Here is a 20,331-nt window from a genome sequence, read left to right on the forward strand (position 1 = left end):
ATGGATACCAAGGCCACCGGACCGAACGCCTCACCTGTGCTGGACCGCATCGATGAAGCCATCATCGACGTGTTACGGCACCAGGGACGCATCACCTACGAAAAACTCTCGTCGCTGGTGCACCTGACGCCCAGGCCGTGCCTGGAACGGGTACGCAAGCTGGAACGACGCGGGGTCATCCGGGGTTATGGGGCGATCATCGACGTGCAGATGGTCTCGCCGGGGCTGTCACTGCTGGTGCTGGTGGCCCTCTCCAACCAGAGCGGGCGCTCGGCGCAGAAGGCGTTCGAGGCATGTGTCAAAGCCTGCCCGCAAGTGTTCGAGTGCCAGTTGATCAGCGGGCCGTTCGACTACAGCCTGCGCATGCGTTGCCGGGACATGGAGCACTACCGCGTGCTGACGGAAACCTGGCTGAACAATGATGAATTGCACATCGATAAATTGGTGGCGCATCCCGAGCTGGCGGTCGTAAAAAACACCGCCACCGAACTGGCCTGAACCCGCCCCTACAGGCAATAGAGATCAAATGTGGGAGCGGGCTTGCTCGCGAATGCGGTGTATCAGTCGCTGGATGTGCTGCTGACACACCGCATTCGCGAGCAAGCCCGCTCCCACATTTAACCGTGCCCGCTTGAAATTCGCTTGCCTGGACGCGCCCCAATCAGCTTCGCCTGCCCATCCCGCTGCTTGCCCGTACGCGCCTCGCTGATCAACCCCGGAATCAACTTGCCCTCCGGCAGATTCTTCCAGAACCGGCTCGGCAAATGCCCTTCCATCACCTTCGGATTCAACCGCGCCGGGTTAAAGATATGGCTGTAGTACGTCAACCACATCGCACTGTGGGGATCCTCGACATTCTGCGCCAACGCCTGCCATTCCACCGGGCATTGCCGCTGGTGAATCAACTGCTCCCCGTCGTAATAAACCCCATCCAGGGGCGTGGCGATCATCCAGCGATGACGCCCCATGCGCCCGACAAAATGCTGGCTGGCCACCTTCAAGATATCGTGGGCCGGCTCATGCCACGCCACGTACTCCGGCAACTGCGGCCCCGCCTCTGCCGGCAATGCGATAAACCGCACAAACGCATGCAGGTGATGGGCCTCGCGCTGCACCTGCTTGATCCGCCGCTGCAATTCGCTGCCCAGCTTGTCCCCCGACATCATCGCCGTGCGGTCCCCATGGCTGACGCGCCACAGCACCTCATACAACAGGCTCCAGCGCTGTTCACCGTGATAACACGCGGCAGACTCCAGCAGCTCCAGCAGCGCCTTGGGAATCCGCGCCTGGAACGGCCCGCACTCGGCCGGGTACTGCTCGTCGGTGGCAAACAGGTCCGCCACCTCGGCCACGCCCCAACTCACGTGGCTGGGGTCGATCTGATGGCTGAGCAACCAGCGCGCCTGCTCGCGCCAGGTGCTGAACAGGTTGTCGCATTCCAGGCTGATCATCCCCACAGCCCCATTTGCTGCGGCTGCGGGCGGTCGCGCAGTTGTTCGCGCAGCAGCACGCTGGTGCTTTCCGCTTGCTGCGGGTGGTAGTCGCTGGTGATGAAAAACGGCTTGGCCTTGGTCAGCACACACCGCATGCGCGCCAGGTCTTCGAAGCGGATCTTGCGCTGGCGACGCAGGTCCACCAGCCGCTGGGTGGTGCGCAGGCCAATTCCGGGAATGCGCGCAATAAGCGTCGGCTCGGCCCGGTTCAAGTCCAGCGGGAACACCTCGCGGTGCTCCAGCGCCCAGGCCAGCTTGGGGTCGATATCCAGGGCCAGGTCGCCCGGCCCTTCAAACAGTTCATTGGCGCTGAACCCGTAGCTGCGCAACAGGAAATCCGCCTGGTACAAGCGGTGCTCGCGCATCAGCGGCGGCGCGGCCAGGGGCACGCTTTTCGGGCTGTTGGGGATCGGGCTGAACGCCGAGTAATACACCCGGCGCAGTTTGAAATTGCCGTACAACGCCTCGGCGCTGTGGAGGATGGTGCTGTCGTCGGTGTCATCGGCGCCGACGATCATCTGCGTGCTCTGCCCGGCCGGCGCGAAACGCGGCGCGCGGGGTTCGTTGAGCACCGTCTGCTCACCGGTATAGATGGTTTGCATGGCCTGCTTGATCGAGACGATCTGCTTCTCGGGCGCCAGGGTTTGCAGGCTCTTGTCCGTTGGCAACTCGATATTCACGCTGAGGCGATCGGCATACCGCCCCGCCTCGGCAATCAGTGCCGGGTCGGCTTCGGGAATGGTCTTGAGGTGGATATAGCCGCGAAAGTCATGCTCTTCGCGCAGCAGTTTGGCCACCCGCACCAGCTGCTCCATGGTGTAGTCGGCCGAACGGATGATGCCGGAGCTGAGAAACAGCCCGCTGACGCAGTTGCGCCGGTAAAAGTCGAGGGTCAGGGTCACCACCTCCTCCGGGCTGAAGCGTGCACGGGGCACGTCGCTGGAGCGGCGGTTGACGCAGTATTGGCAGTCGTAGAGGCAGAAGTTGGTCAGCAGCACCTTGAGCAACGACACGCAGCGACCGTCGGGCGTGTAGCTGTGGCAGATGCCCATGCCATCGGTGGAACCCAGCCCCGCCTTGCCTTCCGAGCTGCGCTTGGGTGCGCCGCTGCTGGCGCAGGACGCGTCGTACTTGGCGGCGTCGGCGAGGATGCTGAGTTTTTCGATCAACTGCATGGGGTTTCTACCGATACTGGTTTTTTGTACAGTATCAGCAGCCGCCCCCGCGGTTCAAGTGCAGCCTGTCAGCTGGCGGTGGCCAGCAACACGTCCTGCACCGAACGGCTCTTGCCGCGGCTGCGGTCGTGTTCGTACAGCGACGCAGCAATCTCGTCGGCACGGATCGGCAGGATCGACAGCAAGGTATCGCTCAGGCCATGGCTGGCCTGGCTGAAGCCCTGCATGTAGATGCCGGCCTTGCAGCGCTCGTCGGTGACGATGCGGTAGTCGCGGCTGACTTCAAAGTCGCCCATATAGTCGGCCAACGGTGCGAGCAACTGACGATGCATCTGGCGCTCGTAACCGGTGGCCAGTACGACGGCATCGTAATGGTTGAGGCTGGTTTCGCCGGTGGCGTTGTTGCGCAGCGCCAACTCCACACCCAGCGGCCCGGCCGTGGCTTTTTCCACGGTGGTCAGGGTACGGAACGCGTGACGGGCAATGCCGGAAACTTTCTGGCGGTAGAAGATCCCGTAGATGCGCTCGATCAGGTCCAGGTCCACCACCGAATAGTTGGTGTTGTGGTATTCGTTGACCAGGCGCTCGCGCTCGCTGCCGTTCTGCTGGAACACCAGGTCGGTGAACTCCGGCGAGAACACTTCGTTGACGAACGGGCTGTCATCCGCAGGCTTGAGGGCCGAGCCGCGCAGGATCATGTCGACCTGCACTGACGGGAAGCTGTCGTTGAGGTCGATAAACGCCTCGGCTGCGCTCTGGCCACCACCGATGATCGCGATGCGCATCGGCTTGCCGTCGACACACGGTTGCTGGGCCATGCGTTCCAGGTACTGGGAGTGATGGAACACCCGACCGTCATCCTTGAGCGCCTTGAACGACGCCGGAATACGCGGCGTACCACCGGCGCTGACCACCACCGAGCGGGTGGTGCGCACGTGCTGTTCACCCTGGGCGTCCCGGGAAATCACCCGCAGCGCCTCTACCTGCTGCTGATGCAGGATCGGCTCGATGGCCAGCACTTCCTCGCCGTAGCGGCTTTGCGCCTGGAACTGCCCGGAGACCCAGCGCAGGTAGTCGTTGTACTCCATGCGGCACGGATAGAAGGTACCCAGGTTGATGAAATCCACCAGGCGCCCGTGGGCCTTCAGGTAATTGACGAAGGAATAAGGGCTGGTGGGATTGCGCAGGGTCACCAGGTCCTTGAGGAAGGAAATCTGCAATTCACTCTGGGTGACCAGGGTGTTGCCGTGCCAGCGGTAGTCGGCCTGTTTGTCGAGGAACAGCACGTCCAATTTGCCCTGGGCTTTCTCGCGTTCCTGCAGGGCGATGGCCAGCGCCAGGTTCGAAGGGCCGAACCCGATACCGATCAGGTCGTGAACGGCGGGCGATGCAATTGCCTGTGTCATTCCAGTGTCCTCTGGATAAGCCCCGTGGCAGTGGGGCGGGAAAGCCTCAGAGACCTGAAGGCACAGCAACAGGTCGTGTGTTGATAGGAGACGAGGACAATGAAATAAAATTTAGCTAACGCTGGAATCAGTGCGCATCCCACTCACGCATGCGCGCCCGGCAATGCTTCATGGCATTGACGATGTGTTTTTCCACCAGCGCGCGGGAAATACCCAGGCGCTCGGCGATTTGCAGGTGGGACAGGCCGTCGAGCTTGCGCAACAGGAAACTGTCACGGCAGAGCGCCGGCAGCTCGGCCAGCGCGCGCTCAAGCATTTCCAGGCGCTGGCCGTGGTCCAGGCAGTGATGGGGCGAAGACAGCGAAAAACGCTCCTCGCTGTCGAGTACTTCCAGGGGTTCATCCTGGCGCAGGGCGTTGCGCCGATGACCGTCGATCACCAGGTTCAGCGCCGTGCGATAGAGAAACGCCCGGGGCTGCTCGATCGGGACCTCACTGGCACGCCCCAGCACCCGCACATAAGCGTCATGCACCACATCTTCGGCCACCTGACGGTTGCCCAGCTTGGCGTTGAGGAAACACACCAGCTCGCGATAGTAGTTTTCCAACATGACTCCCGACCGCCTGTAGGCGGCATTAGGTCCTTTGAGTACGAAGATAACGGCCGATTCGATGATGGCAGTTTGAGGTGCGTGTAATTTATAGTAATTCTCATCTAGTTTTAAACAAGACTTGCAACGCCGGCCAATTATTTTGCCTGACACACCTGTAACGGCATATGTAACGGCCTAAATCCCCGGACAATTTCCTCGTCTACCTGTCAGCTTCCCGCTCCTGCGGGCCGATCTTTCCTGGCTGGAACTGTGCATGAAACGTCCTCGACCTGCCCGACGCGCCCTGCTTGTGGTCGCGTGCCTCATCCCCATCATCGCTTTAGCAGCCTGGCAGGTCCTGCCGTCGGGCCGGGACAAGCTGGCGACCGTCACCGTGACCCGGGGCGATATCGAAAGCAGCGTCACGGCCCTGGGTACCCTGCAACCCCGGCGCTACGTCGACGTGGGCGCCCAAGCGTCCGGACAGATCCAGAAGATTCACGTCGAGGCCGGTGCCCAGGTCAAGGAAGGCCAATTGCTGGTAGAGATCGACCCCTCCACGCAAAAAGCCAAGCTCGATGCCAGCCGCTACGCCATCGAGAACCTGCAGGCCCAGTTGCAGGAGCAACGGGCCCAGCACGAACTGGCCCGCCAGAAGTACCAGCGCCAGCAACGCCTGGTCGCTGGCAACGCCACCCGCGAGGAAGACGTGCAAACCGCCAGGGCCGAGCTGAGTGCCACTCAGGCCCGGGTCGAGATGTTCCAGGCGCAGATTCGCCAGGCCAGGGCGAGCCTGCGCAGTGACGAGGCAGAGCTGGGCTATACGCGTATCTATGCGCCAATGAGCGGCACCGTGGTCGCCGTTGACGCTCGCGAAGGCCAGACCCTCAACGCCCAGCAGCAAACCCCGCTGATCCTGCGGATCGCCAAGCTTTCGCCGATGACCGTATGGGCCGAAGTCTCGGAAGCCGACATCGGCCATGTCAAACCCGGCATGACGGCCTACTTCACCACCCTGAGCGGCGGCAGCCGGCGCTGGACCAGCACCGTACGGCAGATTTTGCCGATCCCGCCCAAGCCGCTCAACGAAACCAGCCAGGGCGGTGGCAGCCCGAGCAGCGCCAGCAAAAGCGGCACCGGGCGAGTGGTGCTTTACACGGTGCTGCTGGACGTCGACAACACCGATAACGCCTTGATGGCGGAAATGACCACCCAGGTATTCTTCGTCGCCGGCCAGGCCAGGGACACCCTGACCGCGCCGGTCGCCGCCCTGCAAGGTCACGTCGGCGGCGACAAACAGATCGCCCGCGTGGTGGCGAAAAACGGCAGCATCGAGCAACGCGAAATCCGCCTGGGCCTCAGCGACCGCCTGCGGGTCCAGGTGCTGGAAGGCCTGAACGAAGGCGATCACCTGCTGATCGGCCCGGCCGATGGCAGCGGAGGTTGAATGTCGACCCCACTGATCGAACTCAAGGGCATCCGCAAATCCTACGGCGGCGGCGACACGCCGCAGGTTGATGTGCTGCGCGGCATCGACCTGGCGATCCATGCCGGGGAATTCGTGGCGATTGTCGGCGCTTCCGGCTCCGGCAAATCCACGCTGATGAATATCCTCGGCTGCCTCGACCGCCCCACCGAGGGCGACTACCTGTTCGCCGGAGAGAACGTCGCCCAGCTCGACAGCGACGAACTCGCCTGGCTGCGCCGCGAGGCCTTCGGTTTCGTGTTCCAGGGCTATCACCTGATCCCATCCGGCTCGGCCCAGGAAAACGTCGAGATGCCGGCGATCTATGCCGGCATCAGCGCCGCCGAACGCCATGCCCGCGCCAAGGCCCTGCTCACGCGCCTGGGCCTGGCCGAGCGCACCGGCAACCGCCCGCACCAGCTTTCCGGCGGCCAGCAACAGCGGGTGTCGATTGCCCGGGCGTTGATGAACGGCGGGCATATCATCCTCGCCGACGAACCCACCGGCGCCCTCGACAGCCACAGCGGCGCCGAGGTCATGACCCTGCTGGACGAACTGGCCAGCCAGGGCCACGTGGTCATCCTGATCACCCACGACCGCGAAGTCGCGGCGCGGGCCAATCGCATCATCGAGATCCGCGACGGGCTGATCATCAGCGACTCTGCCGACACCAGCGAGACGCCCCCCGTGGCCATCTCCGGCGCGTTGCAAGCCGTGGACCTGCGCCAGCGCCTGGCCGATGGCGCCGAGCACAACGGCGCCTGGAAAGCCGAGCTGCTGGATGCCGTGCAAGCCGCGTGGCGGGTGATGTGGATCAACCGTTTTCGCACGGCGCTGACGCTGCTGGGGATCATCATCGGCGTGGCGTCGGTGGTGGTGATGCTGGCGGTGGGCGAAGGCAGCAAGCGCCAGGTGATGGCGCAGATGGGCGCTTTCGGCTCCAATATCCTCTACGTCAGCGGGTCGGCGCCCAACCCGCGCACACCACCCGGCGTGATCACCCTCAACGACGTGGCCGCCCTGGCGGCCCTGCCTCAGGTCAAGCGCATCATGCCGGTGAACGGCGCAGAGGCCGGCGTTCGCTTTGGCAACGTCGACCATATGGCGTATGTCGGGGGCAATGACACCAATTTCCCGGCCATTTTCAACTGGCCAGTGGTCGAGGGGAGTTACTTCACCGAGGCCGACGAGCGCGCCGGAGCCACGGTGGCAGTGATCGGCAAACGGGTACGCGACAAGCTGTTCAAGGATGTGACCGACCCGATCGGGCAATACATCCTGATCGAAAACGTTCCATTCCAGGTGGTCGGTGTGCTCGCCGAAAAAGGCGCCAGCTCCGGCGACAAAGACAGCGACGACCGTATCGCCATCCCCTACTCTGCCGCCAGCGTGCGTCTGTTCGGCAGCTATAACCCCGAATACGTAGTGATTGCCGCCGCCGACGCGCGCAACGTGCACGACGCCGAACAGGCTATCAATCAGTTGTTGCTGCGCCTGCACAACGGCAAGCACGACTTTGAACTGACCAACAATGCCGCGATGATCCAGGCCGAGGCACGCACCCAGAATACCTTGTCACTGATGCTCGGCTCGATTGCCGCGATTTCGCTGCTGGTGGGAGGTATCGGGGTGATGAATATCATGCTGATGACCGTACGTGAACGCACCCGGGAAATCGGCATTCGCATGGCCACCGGGGCGCGGCAGCGGGACATCCTGCGCCAGTTCCTCACTGAAGCGGTGATGCTCTCTGTGGTCGGCGGCGTCACCGGCATCGGCCTCGCCCTGCTGGTGGGCGGCGTGCTGATCCTCAGCAACGTGGCCGTCGCGTTCTCGATTCCGGCCGCCGTGGGGGCCTTCTTCTGCGCCCTGGTCACCGGCGTTATCTTCGGTTTCATGCCGGCCCGCAAAGCCGCTCGACTTGACCCGGTCAAGGCCCTTACCAGTGAATGATCGCCCTATGAAAGTGTCCCTGACCCTCCTCGCCGCCAGCCTGCTGCTGGCCGCCTGCAGCAGCCCCGCACCGCGTCCGGGCGCAGGCATGCAACCACCGCCCGCCTGGCACAGCGCAAGCGACGCAACGGCGCTGCGGGCCAACCAGCAATGGTGGACAAGTTTCGACAGCCCCCAGCTCAACCAACTGATCGAACAGGCCCGCAGCGGCAGTTACGACCTGGCCAGCGCCATGGCCCGGGTGCGCCAGGCCCAGGCCAGCGCAGTGATAGCCGGCGCACCGTTGCTGCCTGAACTCACCGGCGCGTTCAATGCAAACCGCCAGAAGCTGCTGCGGGGCAAGGGCTACAGCCAGCTGGATGCCACCAGCAGCAACAAGGCCGTGGATTACTTCGATGCGCGCCTGAGCGCCACTTACGAAATTGATTTCTGGGGTGGCAAGCGCGCCGCCCGGGACAGCGCCGTGGAAGAGGTGCGCGCCAGCGAGTTCGACCAGGCCACCGTGGAACTGACCCTGCTCAGCGGTGTTGCGACCAGCTATACCCAGTGGCTGTCATTGCGTGAGCAACTGCGCATCGCCCAACTCAACCTGGACAACGCCCAAAACGTGTTGAAGCTGGTGCAGACTCGCCACGATGCAGGCTCCGCCACCGCCCTGGAACTGGCCCAGCAAAAAAGCCTCGTGGCCGCACAACAACGCCAACTGCCGCTGGCACAGCAACAGGCCGACGAGGCCTTGATCAGCCTCGCGGCACTGCTGGGCACACCGGTGCAGGACCTGCACCTGGCCCCGCAACCCTTCGCCCAATTGAACTGGCCGGGCATCGCCGCCGGTGTTCCCAGCCAACTGCTCAGCCGCCGTCCCGACATCGCCAGTGCCGAGGCCCGGCTGGCAGCAGCCCAGGCAGACGTCACCGTCGCCCGGGCAGCCATGTTGCCCACCCTCACCCTCAGTGCCGACCTTGGCTCGGGTGCCAACAAGCTCGCCGACGTAGTGCGCAGCCCGTTCTACAACCTCACTTCCGGCCTGGTCGCACCGATCTTCAACAATGGCCGCCTGAGCGCCGAGCGGGACAAGGCCCGGGCGCGTCAGGATGAGCTGCTGCAGACTTACCGAGGAGCGATCATCAATGGCTTTGCCGATGTGGAAAAAGCCCTGAGCAGCATTCGCGGGCTGGATGCGCAGCGTCAGTGGCAGAGCGAGGAACTGAGGGAGGCGCAGACTGCCTTTGAGATTGCCCAGAGCCGATACGAGGCCGGAGCGGAGGATCTGCTGACGGTGCTGGAGACGCAGCGTACGTTATACGCGGCGCAGGATTTGAATGTGCAATTGCGCCGATCACGGCTGAACGCAAGCATTGCGCTGTATAAGGCGCTGGGGGGCGGCTGGCAGGTGCCAGCAAGCACGATCAACTGAATGAAAGCCGGGCTTGCCCGGCTCCCACCGTTGAGCGGCGCCCTTTAGAGCACCCGCTCCTTGACCTTCAAATGCCGCGCATACCAGGGACGCTTCGGCACCTTGCGAAACAGCTCGGCCAGCTTGTCCTCATCCGCCCCGAAGGTAATCCGCAGCGCCAGCTTCATGGTTTCCGGGTCCATCTCCATCGACTTGCCCATCTGCAACCCCGGCGTGGTGCTGCAACCATGGGTGTCCGGCCCCAGCCACGGGTCATCCACCTCCACCCAGCGCCCCGGCGCAAACCAGGGCACGCCGTTGACTTCCAGCCGGCTCACTTCACCCGGATGAAAACGCTCGTGGGCACGAAACCAATCCTCGATGCGGTCATCGATCCAACCATGAAAACGCCAGAACACCGGATTCACGTGAGAAGAAAACGGATCTCCAAGGAAGTCATTCTCTGCCACGTACCAACGCGCGGCAAAGTCAGCCGGGTCCCGTGCAAAAGGCACCGGCGCGCCGTTGGACGGGTCCCGCGGCACCGAGGCCCAGCGCATATGCAGCCAGTCGTGCAGGCCCAGCTCCACCTCAGAGCCGAACTGCCCCAATGTGAGTTTCGCCAGGTAGCGCGGGTCGCGGTACTGCGACTCCCAGACCTCAAAGTTACTGTGGTAAGTCTCGGCCGCCTTGATATCGCTGACCCACTGGGTATACGCACTGTCATTCGCCGCCATCCAGGCAGGCGGCAACGCGAAACCGTCATGATTGTCGAAATAACGCACAAACCCCTGGCGATCACGCTCCAGCCCCGGCTGTGGCTGAGGGAAGTACGTCCACGATGGCAAGTCCTGCATCGAACGTGCGGCGCCCAGCATGTGCCGATGCATGAAAAAGAAGTCGATGCCCGAACCGTTGCGATCCTTGCGCGGCCCCCGTGCATCGCGCTCCCGGTCACGCGGACCAGGCTGCCAGCCGATCCCCCGCAAGGCATTACGCTTGTCTTCGGAGAGTTTGTGCCACTGGTCACGGGAAGCGTGCCAGAGCTGGTGAAACAGGCGATGTTCGGGAGCAATCAACCAGGCCAATAGAACCGGGTTGAGACCGATGCGCTCACGCGCCTCGGGAAACAGCCGCTTGGTGGCGACAAAATGATTGTCCCGTTCGAGCAGGGCCAATGGGCGGTCCAGGCTGAGGATCTGCCCGCTCAAGGTGCCGCTGCCGGCGTTACCGAATTCGGCCCAGACTTCATCAAGGGTCATTGTGAACTCGTAGGCTGGAGCCCCGTCCACGGCATCGCGGTCGATCAGGCGCCAGTACAGATGCGCCCCGTCGCCGGGAGTCAGGTCACCCAACACACGATAGCGCGGCTCGCCGTCGGCACGCAGTTGTTCGCCAGTGTCGAGGTAGCCCCGCAGGCCACGCCCACGCGGGGCAACGTCGAGGAGCAATTCCAGGCCCTCCAGGGGCAGGCCTTTCAGGCCGGCATCGCGGCCTGCCAACTGCACATGCCACACGCCACGCAGGCTGTCCGCCAAATGCTGGCCGGCGGTGTCTGCCAGATCCACCGTGGCTTCGCCCGGGGTAATCGGAAACTCTTCACGCGTCAGCTCGCGATGGGCATAAAAGGCCGCAGGCACTGCAGCGCCAGTCAGCGCCAGGCCGGCGATGAACCCTCGTCGAGAAATCGTCATTGCTTTACCTGTGTCAGCCATCAAGCAGGCTTTATCCAAGCTAGAACGTTCGCTGACAGGGGAAATTTAGCACCGCGCCTCCCAGGCTTAAATTTTCCCGGCCATCGCTCGTTCATCCCAGATAGCAAAGGCCTCAACTGACTGAGATGGCAATGACAAAACCACGTTCGAAAAAGGCGTTGTACTTCGGCCTGCCGCTGGTCCTGGCCATTGGCGCCGGGGCCGGGTTCCTGGCTTGGGACCATTGGTTCAGGGGCAATGCCGGGTACCCGTTGGCGGTAATCAAGCAGGCCAATGAGATGCAGGACCGCCTGCTGTCGTTCGACAGTCACATCACCGTGCCGCTCAACTTTGGTACCGCCGGCAACGAAGCCGACAAGGACGGCAGCGGCCAGTTCGACCTGGCCAAGGCCAGCCGGGGGCGCCTGTCGGGTGCAGCCCTGACGATTTTCGGCTGGCCGGAAATGTGGAACGGCCCCAATGCGCCCCACAAGCCCACCGCGGGTTTTGTCGAAGAAGCCCGCCACCAGCAGGAGACTCGCTACAAGATCATCTCCGGCATGGTTCGCGACTTCCCCAACCAAGTGGGCATTGCCTACACCCCGGATGATTTCCGGCGTCTGCATGGCGAAGGCAAGTTTGCGATCTTTATCAGCATGCTCAACGCCTACCCGCTGGGTGATGACCTTAATCAGTTGAACCTGTGGACCGCGCGCGGCATGCGCATGTTCGGCTTCAGCTACATCGGCAACAACGCCTGGTCGGACTCGTCACGCCCACTGCCGTTTTTCAATGACTCACCCGATGCCCTCGACGGCCTCTCGGATATCGGCAAGCAAGCCGTGCATCGCCTCAATGACCTGGGGGTAATCATTGATGTCTCGCAGATGTCCACCAAGGCCCTGGAGCAAGTTGCGCAACTGAGCCGCACACCGATGGTGGCCTCCCACTCGGCGCCACGGGCGTCGGTGGACATACCGCGCAACCTCAGCGACAAGGAACTGCAACTGATCAAGAACAGCGGCGGTGTCGTTCAGGTGGTGGGCTTCCCAGCTTACCTGCGCCCCCTCAGCCAGCCCACCCAGGACAAACTCAACGCGTTGCGCGCGCGCTTCGACCTGCCGCCACTGCCCAACCTGGCCGTAGCCCTGATGCCCGGCGACCCGATCATCTCGGCCTGGCCAGAACAAAAGTTTGGCCAATACGCCAGTGCGCTGTACGCCATCCTCGAAGAAGAACCCAAGGCCACCCTCAAGGACTTGGGCGATGCCATCGATTACACCGTGCGCAAGGTTGGCATCGACCACGTCGGCATCGCCTCGGACTTCAACGACGGCGGCGGCCTCAAGGGCTGGGAGAACGTCGGCGAAGTGCGCAACGTGACTGCGGAACTGATCCAGCGCGGCTACTCCGAAGCCGATATCGCCAAGCTCTGGGGAGGCAACTTCCTGCGGGTCTGGGACCAGGTACAAAAAGCTGCCAAGCCATTGGCCAACCGCTGAACCACCCTCAATGAATGAAGTGAATTCATGACCGACCGCCGTACGTTTCTCAAGCAGGCCGGGCTTCTCGCCGCGAGCCTGCCGCTGGGCACTGCCATCATCCCCCAGGCACTGGCAGGCAATGCGGCACCACCTGGCGACCCTTGGGCAGGCTTTCGCCAACTGTTTACCCAGGACCCGGACTACCTGCACTTTTCGAATTTCCTGGTGGCCTCGCACCCCAAGCCGGTGCGTGAGGCCATCGAGCGCTACCGCGCGCAGATCGACCGCAACCCCGGCCTGGCCATGGATTGGGACCTGCAAGAGACATGGAAGCGTGAAGGCCAGGTGCGCGAATGGGCCGGCCGCTACCTGAATGCCAGGCCCGGCCAGATAGCCCTGACCGGCAGCACCTCCGAAGGCCTGGCGATGATTTACGGCGGGATCCAGGTACGCCCCGACCAGGAAATCCTCACCACTGTTCACGAACATTACGCCACCGCCTACAGCCTCGATTTCCGGGTACGCAAGGAAGGCACCCAGGTACGCAAGATCAAATTGTTCGAGAGCGCCCATTCGGTGTCCGTCGATGAAGTGCTCGGTTCTATCGAGCGCAATATCCGCCCCAATACCCGTGTGCTCGGCATGACCTGGGTGCAATCCGGCAGCGGCGTCAAGCTGCCGATCGGCGCGATCGGCAAGCTGGTGGATGAACACAACCGCAATCGTGACGACAAGGACCGCATCCTCTACGTGGTCGATGGTGTGCATGGGTTTGGCGTCGAGAACCTCGATTTCCCGGACATGCATTGCGACTTTTTCATTGCCGGCACCCACAAGTGGATGTTCGGCCCGCGGGGCACCGGGATCATTTGCGCCCGCTCGGAACAGAACACCGACGTGACACCGATGGTGCCGACCTTCTCCGAAGACACCAACTTCGCCACCACCATGACACCCGGCGGCTACCACGCCTTTGAACATCGCTGGGCTGCGGATGAAGCCTTCAAACTGCACTTGCAGTTGGGCAAGCCGCAGGTACAGGCACGCATTCATCAGCTCAACGACGAACTGAAGACCCAACTGCTGGCGCACTCGAAGATAGAGCTGGTGACACCCCGCAGCAGCGAGTTGTCGGCAGGCTTCACCTTCTTCCGGGTCAACGGCCAGGACAGCCGCGACGTGGCCGCCCACATGATGAAAAACCGGGTAGTGATCGACTCGGTATATCGGGACGCCGGCCCGGTGATTCGCACTTCCCCGGGCCTGCTCAACACATCGGCCGAGATCCAGCGCTTCATGACGTTGCTGAGCCAACGGTTGTGACGCCTCTTTTTCATTTCAGCGAGATGCTCCCATGAACCATCACCCGCACCTGAAACCGCTGGCCGCAGTGATTCTGACAACACTGTGCAGTGCCCTGCTACCGGGGTTGGCCCAGGCGGCCACGCCGACACCCGGTAAAGTGTTCAAGGACTGCAAGGACTGCCCGGAAATGGTCGTGTTGCCCGCCGGTACGTTCACCATGGGCACCCCGGAAGACGAAGTGGGCCGCGAGCCTGATGAAGGCCCGATGCACCCGGTCACCTTTGCCAAGCCCTTCGCCATGAGCCGCTTCCAGGTCACAGCCGGCGAGTGGGACAGCTATGTACGCCAGTCCGGGGTCAAGATTGCCAATGGCGATGAACGACCCGGCCGCGAGTGCGTCGCCAGCAAGCCACGCTACCCCCAGGGGCCGCGCCAACCTGCCGTGTGCATGGACTTCGAGGATGTGCAGAACTACGTCGCCTGGCTATCGAAGAAAACCGGCCATCACTACCAGATGGTCAGTGAAGCCCAACGTGAATACGCCGCCCGCGCCGGCTCCACCGGCCCGTTCCCCTTCCCGTTCGACGAGGGCAAGGGCTACAGCATTGCCCAGCATGCCAACACCTACGGCCCGGCGGATGGCTACAGCTACTCGTCCCCGGTGGGCAGCTACCCGCCCAACGCGTTCGGCATGTACGACATGCACGGCAACGTCTACGAGTGGACAGCCGATTGCTACAACGACGATTACGTCGGCGCCCCAAGCGACGGCAGCGCCTGGCTGACCGGTAAATGCCAGTTCAGACGCATCCGCGGCAACGACTGGGGTGAAGCCCCCGTGTTCTCCCGCTCCGGCAACCGCAATGCGTTAGTACCGGACAACCGCGGCGACTGGATCGGCTTTCGCGTCGTGCGGGATCTGTAAGGCAGCCAGCCCTCTAAATTAACCCTCCCCCCAGTCGTTTTACAGGTGTGTGTGACCCGTCATGCAACGCATTGCGGCGCACCACCGCCCTCTATGCCACCCAGGCCGAGCCCGCGACCGAAGCCGGCCGATCTTCAAGCAGGGAACCTCCATGAGCAAACCAACACGTGGGGTGATCAATGAATTGTTCACCCTGCTCAAACCCTTTCGGCTGATCGTTGTCGGCTCCATTCTGCTCGGCATGGTCGGCGGCCTCAGCGTCACGGTATTGCTGGCGACCATCAATACCGTGCTGCACGCCGACAACGGCCTGACCAACACCGTGGTCGGCGCCTTTGCCGGCCTCTGCCTGCTGGCACTGGTCAGTTCGATCTTTTCCGATATCGGCACCAATTATGTGGGGCAAAAGATTATCGCCCGGCTGCGCAAGGAGCTTGGGGAAAAAGTCCTGTCGGCGCCCATCGAACAGATTGAGCGCTACCGCAGCCACCGCCTGATCCCGGTGCTCACCCACGACGTCGACACCATCAGCGATTTCGCGTTCGCCTTCGCCCCGCTGGCCATTTCGCTGACCGTCACCCTTGGCTGCATGGGTTACCTGGCGATGCTGTCATGGCCGATGTTCTTGATCATGGTGGTCGCGATCATCATCGGCACGGTCGTCCAGTACATCGCCCGGGGCCGGGGAATCAAAGGCTTCATGGAGGCCCGCGACGCCGAAGACGAACTGCAGAAACACTACAATTCCATCGCCGAGGGCGCCAAGGAGTTGCGCATCCATCGTCCGCGCAGGCACCGCATGTTTGTGTCGGGGATAGAAAGCACCGCCGACAAAATCTGCGACACACAAATTCGTTCGGTGAATATTTTCGTCGTCGCCAAGACCCTCGGCTCCATGCTGTTTTTCGTAGTCATCGGGCTGGCACTCGCCCTGCAATCACTGTGGCCGAGTGCCGACAAATCAGTGATGAGCGGCTTTGTGCTGGTGCTGCTGTACATGAAAGGGCCGCTGGAGCATCTGATCGGCACCCTGCCAATCGTCAGCCGCGCACAGATCGCATTCCGCCGTATCGCCGCGCTGTCGGAGCAGTTTTCCTCGCCCGAACCCCACCTGCTGCTCAGCGACCAAGGCAACCAGAGTACGCCGGTGCACAGCCTGGAATTGACGGACGTGTCCTACAGTTTCCCCGCCACCGTAGGCAGCGCACCGTTTCGCCTGGGCCCGGTCAACCTGAAGATCGAGCAAGGCGACATCATCTTCATCGTCGGCGAAAACGGTTGCGGCAAGACCACCCTGATCAAGCTGCTGCTAGGCCTGTACGCCCCGCAGCAGGGAGAAATCCGCCTCAACGGGCAGCCCGTGACGGCAGTGACACGTGACGACTATCGCCAGTTGTTCACCACGATCTTCGCTGACTACTACCTGTTCGACGACGTGGTGCAGGGCGATACCCATATTCCCGAAGATGCCAACCAATACCTGCAGCGCCTGGAAATCGGCCACAAGGTCAGCGTGCGTGACGGTTCGTTCACCACCACCGACCTGTCCACCGGCCAGCGCAAGCGCCTGGCGCTGGTCAATGCATGGCTGGAGGAACGCCCGGTGCTGGTGTTTGACGAATGGGCCGCAGACCAGGACCCGACCTTCCGGCGGATTTTCTACACCGAGCTGCTGCCGGATCTCAAGCGCCTGGGCAAAACCATCATCGTGATTTCCCACGACGATCGTTACTTCGACATTGCCGACCAACTGGTCCGCATGGAAGCCGGGAAAGTAGCCACCGAACTGCAACCAGCATGAATAAGTTAGATTCTCATTCTGGTTTTTTCGGCCTCGTGCGTCTAATTAAGAATCGCTAACAACTACGCAACCATTAAAACCAGTAAGAGTGAGCACAATGTCAGCAATTGCGGGGATTCCACGTTTTACCAAAGCCTTGTTCATGCGCCGTATGCTGCAGCCGGGCTTCAGCGCCACCGCGTTCAGCATGGCGCTGGCGTTGCCGTTCAGTGCGCAGGTTCAGGCCCAGGAGATCAACTTCAATATCCCGGCACAATCGCTGGCAAGCGCCCTGCAGGCACTGGGCACCCAGTCGAACATGCAAGTGCTGTACAGCGCCGATGATGTAAAGGGCCAGCACAGCCAGCCGGTGAGCGGCCGGTTGTCGCCTGAACAGGCGTTGTCGCAGATGCTGGTGGGGACCGGCGCTGTGTTCACCGTTCAAGCCAACACCGTCACCGTACGTGCCCGGGCAACGGGTGATTCACTGGAGCTGGGTGCCACCACCATCAGTGGCCAGGCTGTTGAATCGGCCTACGGCCCCGTGGACGGCTACGTTGCCACCCGCAGCGCCACCGGCACCAAGACCGATACGCCCCTCCTGGAAATCCCGCAAACCGTCAACGTGGTCACCGCTAAACAGATCGAAACCCAGGGCGCACTCAACCTGACCCAGGCCTTGCGCTACACGCCAGGCCTGAACACCGGCGGCTTCACCGACCGCAATGCGATCGCCGACGAAATCACCAGCCGTGGCTTCGCCCCTACCCAGCTGTACCTGGACGGCGCTTACTTGCCCTATGCCGGCAGCCTCGGCGGCGCCCCGCAAATCGATCCGTATACCCTGGAGCGCATCGAAGTGCTCAAGGGCCCATCGTCGGTGCTCTTTGGCCAGAACCAGCCCGGCGGCCTGATCAACATGGTCTCCAAGCGACCGACCACCGAACAACGCAGCGAGGTCAAGATCGGTGCCGGCAGCTACAACCGGGTCAACGGCGCATTCGACACCAGCGGTCCGCTCGACGATCAGAAAGAGTTCAGCTATCGCATCGTCGGCGTCGCGAAGAAAGGCAAGCAGCAGGTCGATCATACCCACAGCGAACGCATGCTGCTGGCACCCAGCCTGACCTGGGCCCCGAACGACGACACATCCCTGACCGTACTGGCGCAGATCCAGCGGGACCGAGGCCTGGAAGACTATCAGGCGTTGCCAATGATCGGCTCTCTCGAGCGCGGCCCCAACGGCAAACGCATCGACCGCAACTTCTTCTCCGGCGACTCGAAATACAACGACTACAAACGTGACCAGTTCATCCTGGGCTACGACTTGACCCACAGCTTCAGCGAAAACCTGAAAGGTCGCTCCACCGCCCGCTACACCGACGTACGCGACGACTACAAAGGCTTCTACCTGCGCAGCTTCGTCACCGATGCAGTCACCGGTGCGGTCGACCAGACCCGGGCCAACCGTGTCAAACTCGACTGGCGCCAGCACAACACCGCCTACACCATCGATAACAACCTGGAATACAAATTCAACACCGGCGCGCTGGAGCACACCACCCTGGTCGGCCTGGACTATCGCAACTTCAACCGCAAATACACCGGCTACAACGCCTACAACGTACTGCCGATCAACCTCTACGGCGAAAACAACAACTACGACACCAGCAGCGTGACCCCGGAAAAAACCACCAAGTGGGACAACACCGTGCGCCAGACCGGCGTCTACCTGCAGGACCAGATCAAACTGGACAAGTGGATCCTGACCATTGGTGGCCGTCAGGACTGGGCCGAAGTTGAAAACAAGGACCTGATTGCAAACTCCATCACCGAACAGCGTGACAACAAGTTCACCGGCCGTGTCGGCCTGACCTATGTCACCGACTTCGGGCTGGCGCCGTACGTCAGCTACTCCGAATCCTTCCTGCCGACCGTTGGCACTACCGCGCCCGAACGTGGCGGCAAGGCCTTCGCGCCGACCGAAGGCGAACAGTACGAAGTGGGTGTGAAGTACCAGCCGTTCGAGAAGACGCTGATCACGGCTTCCGTGTACCAGATCAAGCAGAAAAACGTGTTGAGCCAGGATAACGAGTACACCCAGTACTCGGTCCAGCAAGGCCAGGTTCGCTCCCGCGGTGTTGAACTGGAAGTCAAATCGACGATTGCCAACGTCGACGTACTGGCTGCTGCGTCCTACCTCGACGCGTTCTACATCAAGAACAACTACGGCAACACCGGTAACCGCACCGAGCAACAGGCTCCGGTTTCGGCATCGCTGTGGGTTGACTACCACTTCACCCAGGCGGTGCTCAATGGCCTGACCTTCGGTGCCGGCGCCCGCTACACCGGCCCCAAACCCGGTGATGCCGCCAACTCGTTCGAGGTCCCGGGCTTTGTGGTCTATGACACCACCGTCAGCTACGACCTGAGCAAGGTATCGCCAAGCCTGCGTGGCGTGGAGACCAGCCTGAACGTGCAGAACGTGTTCAACCGCGAGTACGTGTCCCACTGCAACTACTCGTTCGGCTGCTACTACGGCCAGGAACGCGTCGCCTCGGTTGACGTGACGTACAACTTCTAGGCAACACCCACAAAAAAACCGGGCCTGGCCCGGTTTTTTTGTGCCTGTTCTCAAGCTGCCAGCGCGGCTCGCAATGCCTGGGTCAATTGAGCGTACACCTCGTCGATATCCGGCACCACGCTCTGCAGGCGCAGGAAATCGTGAATCAACCCGGCGTACTCGATCACTTCCACCGCCACCCCCTGTTCCTGCAACCGTCGGGCATAGGCACGCCCTTCATCCAGCAGCGGGTCATGACCGGCCAACGCAATCAGCGCCGGTGGCATGCCCGGGTACCCCGGCGCCAGCAATGGCGAGAAGCGCCAGTCAAGACGATCCGCCGCCTCCCGGGCGTAATGCCGGTAGAACCATTCCAGTGTCTCGGTCTCCAGCAGATAGCCCTCGCCGAACAGCTCGGTCGACGGGCTATTGGTAGAAGCGTCCGTCACCGGATAGCACAGCAGTTGCCAGCAGGGTTTAATTGCCAGCGTCGCGGGCTCGAGCACCGACTGCAACGCCAGCACCGTCGCCAGCGTGGCCCCCACACTGTCGCCACCGAAAGCCACGCGGGTGAGGTCCAGGCCTTCGGCTGCAGCGTTATCGGCCAGCCAGGCCAGGGCATCGGCGCCATCGTTCAGCGGCGTCGGGAACCTGTGCTCCGGCGCCAGTCGATAACCCACTGAAACCACCGCACACGGAGTTCTGGCGCAGAATTCGCGGCACACCCCGTCATGGGATTCCAGGCTGCCGACCACGTAGCCACCGCCATGGAAGTACACCAGCACCGGCAGGCTCTGCGCCGAAACGTCAGCGGGACGGTACACACGCAACGCCAGCGTCGCGCCATCGCGTGCCGTGAATTCGATGTGGCTGCAGCGCACCTGCGCAGGCGCCTGCCAGCGCAGTTGCGCGGTGGTGCGCTCGAACGCCTCACGAGCCTGGGCGGGCGTTGACAGGTGAAACGGCCCAGGACCGTCCGCCTGGCTTTCTTGCGCCAGGTCGAGGAAGGCATTGAGTTCCGGATGCAAGGACATCGCAGGTTTCCTTATGAAAAAGCCACAGACGAAAGAGGAGCCACAAGGGCCCCTCTTTGTATAACG

At 62.3% G+C, this 20,331-nt stretch carries 15 protein-coding genes; 9 read left to right on the forward strand and 6 right to left on the reverse strand.

Translation table 11 applies throughout. The annotated features are described in order from the left end of the window. Positions 1–498, forward strand: coding sequence for an Lrp/AsnC family transcriptional regulator (locus V6607_RS21865; protein ID WP_003208571.1), 498 nt, complete (start codon positions 1–3; stop codon positions 496–498). 119 nt (positions 499–617) lie between these two features. On the opposite strand, the gene V6607_RS21870 is transcribed toward V6607_RS21865, so the two are convergent. The 4 genes from V6607_RS21870 to V6607_RS21885 all read right to left on the reverse strand — a co-directional run bounded on the left by V6607_RS21870 (position 618) and on the right by V6607_RS21885 (position 4,684). Next, positions 618–1,451: a TIGR03915 family putative DNA repair protein gene (locus tag V6607_RS21870; protein WP_102369559.1), complete on the reverse strand. Its 834-nt coding sequence runs from the start codon at positions 1,449–1,451 to the stop codon at positions 618–620. Then, on the reverse strand, positions 1,448–2,668 hold the full coding sequence (locus tag V6607_RS21875; RefSeq protein ID WP_003208568.1) for a putative DNA modification/repair radical SAM protein: 1,221 nt from the start codon (positions 2,666–2,668) through the stop codon (positions 1,448–1,450). The genes V6607_RS21870 and V6607_RS21875 overlap by 4 nt, the downstream gene beginning before the upstream one ends. 68 nt (positions 2,669–2,736) lie before the next feature. Next, positions 2,737–4,074: a SidA/IucD/PvdA family monooxygenase gene (locus tag V6607_RS21880; RefSeq protein WP_003208565.1), complete on the reverse strand. Its 1,338-nt coding sequence runs from the start codon at positions 4,072–4,074 to the stop codon at positions 2,737–2,739. Positions 4,075–4,201: 127 nt separating this feature from the next. Next, positions 4,202–4,684 (reverse strand): sigma-70 family RNA polymerase sigma factor, encoded by a 483-nt coding sequence (locus V6607_RS21885; protein ID WP_032899291.1) that lies wholly within the window; start codon positions 4,682–4,684, stop codon positions 4,202–4,204. 256 nt (positions 4,685–4,940) lie between these two features. Between V6607_RS21885 and V6607_RS21890 the strand changes: the two genes are divergently transcribed. Genes V6607_RS21890 through V6607_RS21900 form a run of 3 tightly spaced genes read left to right on the forward strand, consistent with a single transcriptional unit; the run spans position 4,941 to position 9,501 of the window. Then, complete coding sequence (locus V6607_RS21890) at positions 4,941–6,113, forward strand: efflux RND transporter periplasmic adaptor subunit (RefSeq protein ID WP_134327020.1); 1,173 nt, start codon at positions 4,941–4,943, stop codon at positions 6,111–6,113. Continuing rightward, a complete protein-coding gene (locus tag V6607_RS21895) occupies positions 6,114–8,084 on the forward strand; it encodes a MacB family efflux pump subunit (protein WP_102605429.1) in 1,971 nt (656 codons plus the stop codon). 7 nt (positions 8,085–8,091) lie between these two features. After that, a complete protein-coding gene (locus V6607_RS21900; protein ID WP_134327021.1) occupies positions 8,092–9,501 on the forward strand; it encodes an efflux transporter outer membrane subunit in 1,410 nt (469 codons plus the stop codon). Between the two features lie 44 nt (positions 9,502–9,545). On the opposite strand, the gene V6607_RS21905 is transcribed toward V6607_RS21900, so the two are convergent. Further along, on the reverse strand, positions 9,546–11,174 hold the full coding sequence (locus tag V6607_RS21905) for a PvdJ/PvdD/PvdP-like protein (RefSeq protein WP_134327022.1): 1,629 nt from the start codon (positions 11,172–11,174) through the stop codon (positions 9,546–9,548). 152 nt (positions 11,175–11,326) lie between these two features. Between V6607_RS21905 and pvdM the strand changes: the two genes are divergently transcribed. From pvdM to V6607_RS21930, 5 genes are all read left to right on the forward strand, one after another. Further along, positions 11,327–12,676, forward strand: a complete 1,350-nt coding sequence (gene pvdM / locus V6607_RS21910) for a pyoverdine-tailoring dipeptidase-like protein PvdM (protein WP_008434503.1) — start codon at positions 11,327–11,329, stop codon at positions 12,674–12,676. A 27-nt stretch (positions 12,677–12,703) separates the two neighbouring features. After that, on the forward strand, positions 12,704–13,981 hold the full coding sequence (locus V6607_RS21915) for an aminotransferase class V-fold PLP-dependent enzyme (protein ID WP_003208551.1): 1,278 nt from the start codon (positions 12,704–12,706) through the stop codon (positions 13,979–13,981). 31 nt (positions 13,982–14,012) lie between these two features. Then, positions 14,013–14,888, forward strand: coding sequence for a formylglycine-generating enzyme family protein (locus V6607_RS21920; protein WP_008434504.1), 876 nt, complete (start codon positions 14,013–14,015; stop codon positions 14,886–14,888). A gap of 151 nt (positions 14,889–15,039) precedes the next feature. Beyond that, complete coding sequence (locus V6607_RS21925) at positions 15,040–16,689, forward strand: cyclic peptide export ABC transporter (RefSeq protein WP_102605426.1); 1,650 nt, start codon at positions 15,040–15,042, stop codon at positions 16,687–16,689. Positions 16,690–16,786: 97 nt separating this feature from the next. After that, positions 16,787–19,252 carry a TonB-dependent siderophore receptor gene (locus V6607_RS21930; RefSeq protein ID WP_134327023.1) on the forward strand — a complete coding sequence of 822 codons (2,466 nt, stop codon included), beginning with the start codon at positions 16,787–16,789 and terminating at the stop codon, positions 19,250–19,252. Positions 19,253–19,302: 50 nt separating this feature from the next. Here the strand turns inward: V6607_RS21930 and V6607_RS21935 are convergent, their stop codons facing one another. Then, positions 19,303–20,265, reverse strand: coding sequence for an alpha/beta hydrolase (locus V6607_RS21935; protein ID WP_134327024.1), 963 nt, complete (start codon positions 20,263–20,265; stop codon positions 19,303–19,305). Positions 20,266–20,331 lie beyond the last annotated feature (66 nt).

Source organism: Pseudomonas sp. KK18 (assembly GCF_037094675.1).
Taxonomy (GTDB): domain Bacteria; phylum Pseudomonadota; class Gammaproteobacteria; order Pseudomonadales; family Pseudomonadaceae; genus Aquipseudomonas.

Bases quoted from the DNA above. Each gene is read 5' to 3' on its own strand.
- V6607_RS21865 (WP_003208571.1), top strand. From the start codon at position 1: ATGGATACCAAGGCCACCGGACCGAACGCCTCACCTGTGCTGGACCGC.
- V6607_RS21870 (WP_102369559.1), bottom strand. From the start codon at position 1,451: ATGATCAGCCTGGAATGCGACAACCTGTTCAGCACCTGGCGCGAGCAG.
- V6607_RS21875 (WP_003208568.1), bottom strand. From the start codon at position 2,668: ATGCAGTTGATCGAAAAACTCAGCATCCTCGCCGACGCCGCCAAGTAC.
- V6607_RS21880 (WP_003208565.1), bottom strand. From the start codon at position 4,074: ATGACACAGGCAATTGCATCGCCCGCCGTTCACGACCTGATCGGTATC.
- V6607_RS21885 (WP_032899291.1), bottom strand. From the start codon at position 4,684: ATGTTGGAAAACTACTATCGCGAGCTGGTGTGTTTCCTCAACGCCAAG.
- V6607_RS21890 (WP_134327020.1), top strand. From the start codon at position 4,941: ATGAAACGTCCTCGACCTGCCCGACGCGCCCTGCTTGTGGTCGCGTGC.
- V6607_RS21895 (WP_102605429.1), top strand. From the start codon at position 6,114: ATGTCGACCCCACTGATCGAACTCAAGGGCATCCGCAAATCCTACGGC.
- V6607_RS21900 (WP_134327021.1), top strand. From the start codon at position 8,092: ATGAAAGTGTCCCTGACCCTCCTCGCCGCCAGCCTGCTGCTGGCCGCC.
- V6607_RS21905 (WP_134327022.1), bottom strand. From the start codon at position 11,174: ATGACGATTTCTCGACGAGGGTTCATCGCCGGCCTGGCGCTGACTGGC.
- pvdM (WP_008434503.1), top strand. From the start codon at position 11,327: ATGACAAAACCACGTTCGAAAAAGGCGTTGTACTTCGGCCTGCCGCTG.
- V6607_RS21915 (WP_003208551.1), top strand. From the start codon at position 12,704: ATGACCGACCGCCGTACGTTTCTCAAGCAGGCCGGGCTTCTCGCCGCG.
- V6607_RS21920 (WP_008434504.1), top strand. From the start codon at position 14,013: ATGAACCATCACCCGCACCTGAAACCGCTGGCCGCAGTGATTCTGACA.
- V6607_RS21925 (WP_102605426.1), top strand. From the start codon at position 15,040: ATGAGCAAACCAACACGTGGGGTGATCAATGAATTGTTCACCCTGCTC.
- V6607_RS21930 (WP_134327023.1), top strand. From the start codon at position 16,787: ATGTCAGCAATTGCGGGGATTCCACGTTTTACCAAAGCCTTGTTCATG.
- V6607_RS21935 (WP_134327024.1), bottom strand. From the start codon at position 20,265: ATGTCCTTGCATCCGGAACTCAATGCCTTCCTCGACCTGGCGCAAGAA.